Annotated in this window: 8 protein-coding genes; 6 read left to right on the forward strand and 2 right to left on the reverse strand. The window is 71.7% G+C overall.

What is annotated here, in order from left to right; genetic code table 11:
* From VMR86_20090 to VMR86_20110, 5 genes are all read left to right on the forward strand, one after another.
* Window positions 1–482: hypothetical protein (locus tag VMR86_20090; protein ID HTO09364.1), on the forward strand; the 482-nt coding region annotated here is incomplete at its 5' end.
* A 153-nt stretch (window positions 483–635) separates the two neighbouring features.
* Window positions 636–1,214 (forward strand): RNA polymerase sigma factor, encoded by a 579-nt coding sequence (locus VMR86_20095; protein HTO09365.1) that lies wholly within the window; start codon window positions 636–638, stop codon window positions 1,212–1,214.
* Between the two features lie 116 nt (window positions 1,215–1,330).
* Entirely contained in the window at window positions 1,331–1,513 is a 183-nt protein-coding gene (locus VMR86_20100) for a hypothetical protein (protein ID HTO09366.1), read from the forward strand.
* A gap of 25 nt (window positions 1,514–1,538) precedes the next feature.
* Window positions 1,539–2,111: an isoprenylcysteine carboxylmethyltransferase family protein gene (locus VMR86_20105; protein HTO09367.1), complete on the forward strand. Its 573-nt coding sequence runs from the start codon at window positions 1,539–1,541 to the stop codon at window positions 2,109–2,111.
* A gap of 32 nt (window positions 2,112–2,143) precedes the next feature.
* Window positions 2,144–3,268 (forward strand): alpha/beta fold hydrolase, encoded by a 1,125-nt coding sequence (locus VMR86_20110; protein ID HTO09368.1) that lies wholly within the window; start codon window positions 2,144–2,146, stop codon window positions 3,266–3,268.
* Here VMR86_20110 and VMR86_20115 read toward each other — a convergent pair.
* Together VMR86_20115 and VMR86_20120 are read right to left on the reverse strand one after the other, a co-directional pair.
* Entirely contained in the window at window positions 3,265–3,783 is a 519-nt protein-coding gene (locus VMR86_20115; protein HTO09369.1) for a hypothetical protein, read from the reverse strand. The genes VMR86_20110 and VMR86_20115 overlap by 4 nt on opposite strands.
* A gap of 83 nt (window positions 3,784–3,866) precedes the next feature.
* Window positions 3,867–4,466: a 2-hydroxychromene-2-carboxylate isomerase gene (locus tag VMR86_20120; GenBank protein HTO09370.1), complete on the reverse strand. Its 600-nt coding sequence runs from the start codon at window positions 4,464–4,466 to the stop codon at window positions 3,867–3,869.
* A gap of 63 nt (window positions 4,467–4,529) precedes the next feature.
* Between VMR86_20120 and VMR86_20125 the strand changes: the two genes are divergently transcribed.
* Window positions 4,530–6,290, forward strand: coding sequence for an FAD-binding protein (locus VMR86_20125; GenBank protein HTO09371.1), 1,761 nt, complete (start codon window positions 4,530–4,532; stop codon window positions 6,288–6,290).
* Window positions 6,291–6,371: the final 81 nt, after the last annotated feature.

Consider the following 6,371-nt stretch of genomic DNA (forward strand, 5'->3'; position numbering starts at 1 on the left):
ATCGCGAGACGCGGCGGATGAGGATCGGCCCCGGGCGGGCGCTTCCTCTGTTGCTGCTGTGCGCCGGGTGCTTCGGGGGCGCCCCCGCGGCGCCGCCCGCCAACGCCCCGCCCGACGCCGACATCGCGGCCTTCTCCACGCGCATCCAGGGCTTCTACTCGGCGCTCGAGGATGTGCCGCTCGACGCCCTGGTCACCTACCAGAACAAGCACCTGAGCGACTGCTTCGAGACCCCCGGGGCGTTCTCGGACTACTTCTCGGCGCTCGCGACCGAGGCGCGCCACCAGCATTTCCGCGACATGACGGCGCGCGCCGTGCGCGTGCGCAAGTTCGACTTCACCAACCCCGACGAAGCGCTGGTCGAGGTCGCCTTCACCAGCGTCCACCAGCGGGCGCTGCGCTTCTGGAGCATCGGCTTCGACCGCCTCGACACCTGGCACCGCATCGACGGCATCTGGCGCATCGTCCCCGCCAAGCTCTGACTTGGTGGCGGGGTGTGAAGTCTTTTTCCGTCGAGTGGGTAGTGCGCTTCACTTGCGACCCGTCGAGTGCTTCGCTCTCGAAACGAAAGCGTGCCCTGCCCGGAGAGCGATCCCTGCGCCCTGACTCGGCTTTCCGCGCGAGGCGCGTTTGGCATGTCGATTGCTCAACTGACGCGCGTGAAAGAAGCCGACCGGATCATCGTCGAGGCCATCCGAGGCGGTGACCCTGCCGCGTTCCGCGAGCTGTACCAGCTGCACTTCCGCCGCATCCACAACTTCTCGCTGCGGCGCCTGGGCGATCCGGCGGAAGCCGAGGACGTGTGCCAGGAGGTGTTCGAGGCGGTCTACAGCTGCCTCGAGCGCTTCGAGGGCAAGTCCGACCTGGTCGTGTGGATCTACGGGATCACCCGGAACATCTTGAACAACCGCCTGCGCCGCCGGGGCGGGGTCCGGCTCATCTCCCTGGAAGACATCCCGCCCGAGGCCGCGCCGCTCGATCTCGGACCCGAGCCGCTGGCCCAGGCGCGCCAGGCGCTGGGGCGCGTGCGCGACGCGATCGAGCGCCTGCCCGTCGAGCAGCGCAAGATCCTCGAGCTGCGCCACGGCAAGCGCCTGAACATCCGCAAGATCGCGCAGCTGACCGGTCGCTCCGAAGACGCGGTGAAATCCTCCCTGTACCGCGCCCGCCGCACGCTGGCCGCCCAGCTCCCCGGCGAACACCTGTCGCTGTAAGCCGCTCCGCGCGGCCCCGCCCGCGACACCAAGACTCACTTGCCTCCACCTTACTGTCGTAGGGCGTTGGGATGCGTGAGCGGGGCACAGGGCAGGCGCAGCAGGCGCGAGGACTCGTGAAAGCGAGATTTGGCGCGAGCTTCTGGGACGGCGTCGAGCGCGAGGTCGAAGCGCTCGACCTGGCCGACTTCGGGCTCTTCCTGGGCGCCGATCGGCTGGCGCTCGAGCCGCGCCCTGGCTTCGAGGACGCGCTCTCGGCGCACCTGTCGGGGCTGTTCCGCACGCGCTGGTCGAACTGACCCCCCGCCGCTACCTCTTGCGGCCATGAGCTTCGCCAAGAAGCGCCTGAGGCCCCGCCTGCTCGCCGTGTACGCGCTCGCGGGCGTGGCCCTGTGGCTGTCGCAGCCGACGCCGCTGTCGATCGCGCTCGGGGCAGTGCCGATCGCGGCGGGCGAGGCGCTGCGCCTGTGGGCCACCGGCCACCTGCACAAGAACGACTCACTCACCGTGACCGGGGCCTACGCATATCTGCGTCACCCGCTCTATCTCGGCACGCTCCTGATCGGGCTCGGCTTCCTGATCATGGCCTGGAGCCCGGTCGCGGCCGGGCTCGCGGTCGTCTTCGGCGCGGTCTACTTCGGCTACTACATGCCGTACAAGGACCGGATCGAGGGCGCGCGGCTGCAGAGCCTGTACGGCGACGCCTACGTCCGCTACGCGGCCGCCGTGCCGCGGCTGATTCCGCGCCTGCACCCGTACGCCCCGCTCGAGGCCGAGCGCTCGCGCGAGACGACCTGGCGCGGGGTGCGCTTCGCCGACAACAACGAGACCGGCACGGCCGCCGCGGTCGCCGTCGGGGTGCTGTGCATGGTGGCGCGCTTCTGGAGCCTGACCTAGCGCGCGCCGACCTCGCGGGCCCGGGCGTCGCCGTGCTGAACGTCGGCGGGCTCGTGAACCCCGACGTGCTGCTCGTCGAGCGCGCCGGAGCAGCGCCCGTGATCGTGAAGGACTGGAGCCGGCGCAGTGTCTGGGTGCGGGCGTGGCTCGCGCCGCTGCTCGTGCGCCACGAGCTCGCCATGCTGGAGCGCGGCGCGGGTCTGCCCGGCCTGCCGCAGCCGAGCCGGCGCATCGACCGGCTGGCGCTCGCGCTCGAGTTCGTCGAAGGCCGGCCGCTGCGCCGGCGCACCCACGCGCGCGCACTGCCCCCGGCCTTCTTCATCGCGCTCGAGGGGATCCTCGAGGGACTGGCGCTGCGGGGCGTGGCGTATCTGGACCTGCGCAGCCCGACCAACGTGCTGGTGACTCCCAGCCGTGCGCCGGCGCTGGTGGACCTCGGCTCGGCGCTGGCGCTGCCGCTGCCGCGCGCGCTGCGCCGCACGCTCGACGCGCGCGCGCTGGCCAAGCTGCGCGCGCGCTTCGAGGGGGCGGAAGCGGAGCGGCCCTCCGCTCAGCCGGGCGCGCGCGACCTGAAGGTCGGCGGGACTCGCCTGCGCGTGTCCGACGTGGGGCAGCTCGCCGATCCGACGCCGCTCCTGTTCGTGCCCGACGCCGGCGTGTCGGCGCGGCTGTTCGAGCCGATCGCGGCGCAGGCGGCAGCGCACGGCCGGCGCGCGCTGGGCGTGGACCTGCCGGGCTTCGGCGGCTCGCGCCGGCGGGTGCGCAGCCTGCGGCCCGCGCGCGTGGCCGCCCAGCTCGAGTCACTGCTCGACGCGCTGCGCGTGGCGCGGGTCGACGTGGTGGCGGCGGGCTGGGGCATCGGCCCGGCGGCCGAGCTCGCGCGCCGCGCGCCTGCGCGCGTGCGCCGGGCGCTGGCGGTGGGCGAGGGCGCGAGTGACTCGCCGGCCGACCCCGAGCGCCTGCGGGCCGAGATCGACGGCCGGCTGCCGAAGTCGCTCGAGCCCGCGCTGCGCGACGCGCTGCGCGCCGAGCTCGCCGCCGCCCCCGCGCGCAACCTGCGGCTGGCCGCGCGTCACGCGCCGCGCGGCGAGCCTCTCGGGCTGCGCCTGACCTGGGACGAGGCGCTCGCGGGACGCGTCTTCGCGGAGCCGGGCTAGCGGTCCGCGACGAAGGCTTCGCCCTCGGCGTCGGGCTGGGCGTCCTGGGCCGAGATCAGCTCGATGTCCGGCGCCGTCCGGCCGCGGAGCTCGGCCTGGAGCACGGCGCGCAGTGCCGCGTCGCTGCAGTCCTGCGCCGGCGCGAGCGGGCGCCCGCCGTCGGGCCCCGGGCCGGTGTTTCCCGAGCGCACGTGAGACACCGCGATCTCGTCGGCGACCGGCGGGTGCAGGAAGCGCAGCGCGACCGCCTCGCCCGGCGCCAGACGGCCGCGGTAGAGCCACTTCGTGCGGATCACCGCGTCGCCGCCGAAGTGACTCCGCGTGCGCAGCCGCAGCTCGAGCCACTCCACGGGCTGCGCGCTCCGGTTGCGCACGCGCACGCAGGCCTCGGCCTGGTCGGGCACGCCGTCGAAGTGGGTGCTGTAGGCGGCGCGCGCCCGCTCCAGGCGCACCGCTCCCGACGCACACGAGAGACTCACGAGCGCAGCGCACACGGCGGCCAGCCGGAATCGCATGGGGGGGTGACTCCGGTGAGGTCTTCGTCCCGCCGGGCGGGGGCCTTTACCAGCGCGTGACGGGCCCGACGATAGCGGACGGCTCAGGCCAGGAGCGCCGCTCTCACCAATTCGAGCCGGTCGTTCCCGAAATACATGTCGTCGCCGTCGACGAACATGGTCGGCGAGCCGAACCCGCCGCGCGCGATCAGCTCCTCGGTGTTCGCGCGCAGAGCGTCCTTGTAGCGCGCGTCGGCGATCGCCTTGAAGTACTCGTCGCGCGGCAGCCCGACGCGAGACACGATCTTCTCGAGCACGGCGTCCTGCGAGATGTCCTCGAGGTCGCCCCAGTAAGTCTCGAACACGGCGCGGGCGTAGGGTGGAAGGGCGCCGCGCTCGTTGGCCCAGAGCGCGCCCCGCATGGCCTTCACGCTGTTCACGGGAAACACCGGCGGCTGACCGATGCGCAGCCCGTAGTGACGCGTCCAGTCGCGCAGGTCCTTGGCGTAGTAGCGCGCCTTGGGCACGACCGGCTTCGCGCGCTGCTCGTACACGCTGGGATTCACGGAATTGAACACCCCGCCCACCAGGATCGGGCGCCACGAGAGCTCGGCCCGCGTCTCGGCGCACAGCGCCTCGATCTTCGAGAAAGCCAGGTAGGTCCAAGGGCTCGAACAGTCGAAGAAGAATTCCAGCCGCGACATGGCTCCATTCTGTCATCCCCGGGCGCGGGCAGGGTGCCCAAGCGCTCCGCGGGCGAGCCTCACATGCCGGGGCGAAATCCGGTAGAGTGCGGCGCCGAACGGGGAGGGCGCTTGGACGCCATTCGGCACGACATCATCCTGGTCGGCGGCGGCGGAGCGGGCCTGCGGGCGGCGATCGCCGCCGTCGAGGCGAATCCGAAGCTCAGCGTCGCGTGTGTTTCGAAGCTGTATCCGATGCGCAGTCACACCGTGTCGGCCGAAGGCGGCGCCGCCGGCGCCGCGCGCGAGGACGACAGCCTCGACCTGCACGCCTACGACACGCTCAAGGGCAGCGATTTTCTCGCGGACCAGGACGCCGTCGAGCTGTTCGTCGAGGCCGCCCCCAAGGAGCTGACTCAGCTCGAGCACTGGGGCTGCCCGTGGAGCCGCGAGAAGGACGGCCGCGTCGCCGTGCGCTTCTTCGGCGGCATGAGCGTGAAGCGCACCTGGTACGCCACGGACAAGACCGGCTTCCACATGCTCCACGCGCTGTTCCAGACCTCGCTGAAGTACGACCGGATCGTGCGTTACGACGAGTATTTCGCCACCAAGATCCTGGTCGAGAACGGGCGGGCGGTGGGCGTGGCCGCGTTCGACATCCGCACGGGCAAGATGCACGCGGTGCTCGGGCGCGCAGTCATCCTGTGCACCGGCGGCGCGGGCCGCATCTTCCCGTTCACCACGAACGCGGCTGTGAAGACCGGCGACGGCATGGCGCTCGCGTACCGCGCCGGTGTCGGCCTGAAAGACATGGAGTTCGTGCAGTACCACCCGACCGGCCTGCCGGGCACCGGCATCCTCATGACCGAGGCGTCGCGCGGCGAGGGCGGGTATCTCAAGAACAACAAGGGCGAGCGCTTCCTCGTCACTTACGACTACGGCGTGGGCAACAAGGCCGAGCTCGGCCCGCGCGACATGGTGAGCCGCGCCGAGATGCGCGAGTTCCAGGCCGGCCGCGGCTTCAAGGGCCCCTACGGCGACTACGTGCACCTGGAGCTCATGCACCTGGGCGAGGAGAAGATCGACAAGAGACTCCCGTTCGTGCGCGAGCTGGCCAAGAACTACGTGGGCGTCGATCCGGTGTGGCAGCCGATCCCCGTGCGGCCGGTCGTGCACTACATGATGGGCGGCGTCGACACCGACTCACACGGCGCGACCGAGATGCCGGGCCTGTACGCGGCCGGCGAGTGCGCGTGCGTGTCGATCAACGGCGCCAACCGCCTGGGCTCGAACTCGCTCACCGAGTGTCTCGTGTTCGGTGCGCGCTCCGGCCGGCACGCGGCCGAGTTCGCCGCGGGCTCGAGCCAGGGCTCCGAGACGGCGGCGCTCGAGCAGGCCAGGTCGGAAGAGGCGCGGCTCGCCCGGCTGCGCGGCAAGCACGGCGGCGAGAAGATCGCGCAGATCCGGCGCGAGCTGAACCACGCCACCGAGTCGGGCTGCGGCGTGTTCCGCGAAGAGGAGTCGATGCGCGCGGCGTTCGACACGATCGTGCAGCTCAAGGGCCGCTACGCCGACATCGGCCTGTCGGACACGAGTCAGATCTTCAACACCGAGGTCGTGCAGGCGCTCGAGCTCGGCAACATGCTCGACGTGGCCGAGGCGGTCGCGCTCTCGGCGCTCGAGCGGCGCGAGTCACGCGGCGCGCACACCCGCACCGACTACACCACGCGCGACGACAAGCAGTGGTGGAAGCACTCACTGGTCAAGTTCGCGCCCGACGGGCCGCGGCTCAGCTACAAGCCGGTGGTGAAGACGCGCTGGGAGCTCGAGGAGCGGAAGTACTGACATGGAGCTGCGCAAGGTGAAGTTCGAGGTCCTGCGCTATCGGCCGGGACAGGACGTCGAGCCGGTGTTCGAGAGCTACGA

Source organism: Myxococcota bacterium, assembly GCA_035498015.1.
GTDB lineage: Bacteria > Myxococcota_A > UBA9160 > SZUA-336 > SZUA-336 > VGRW01.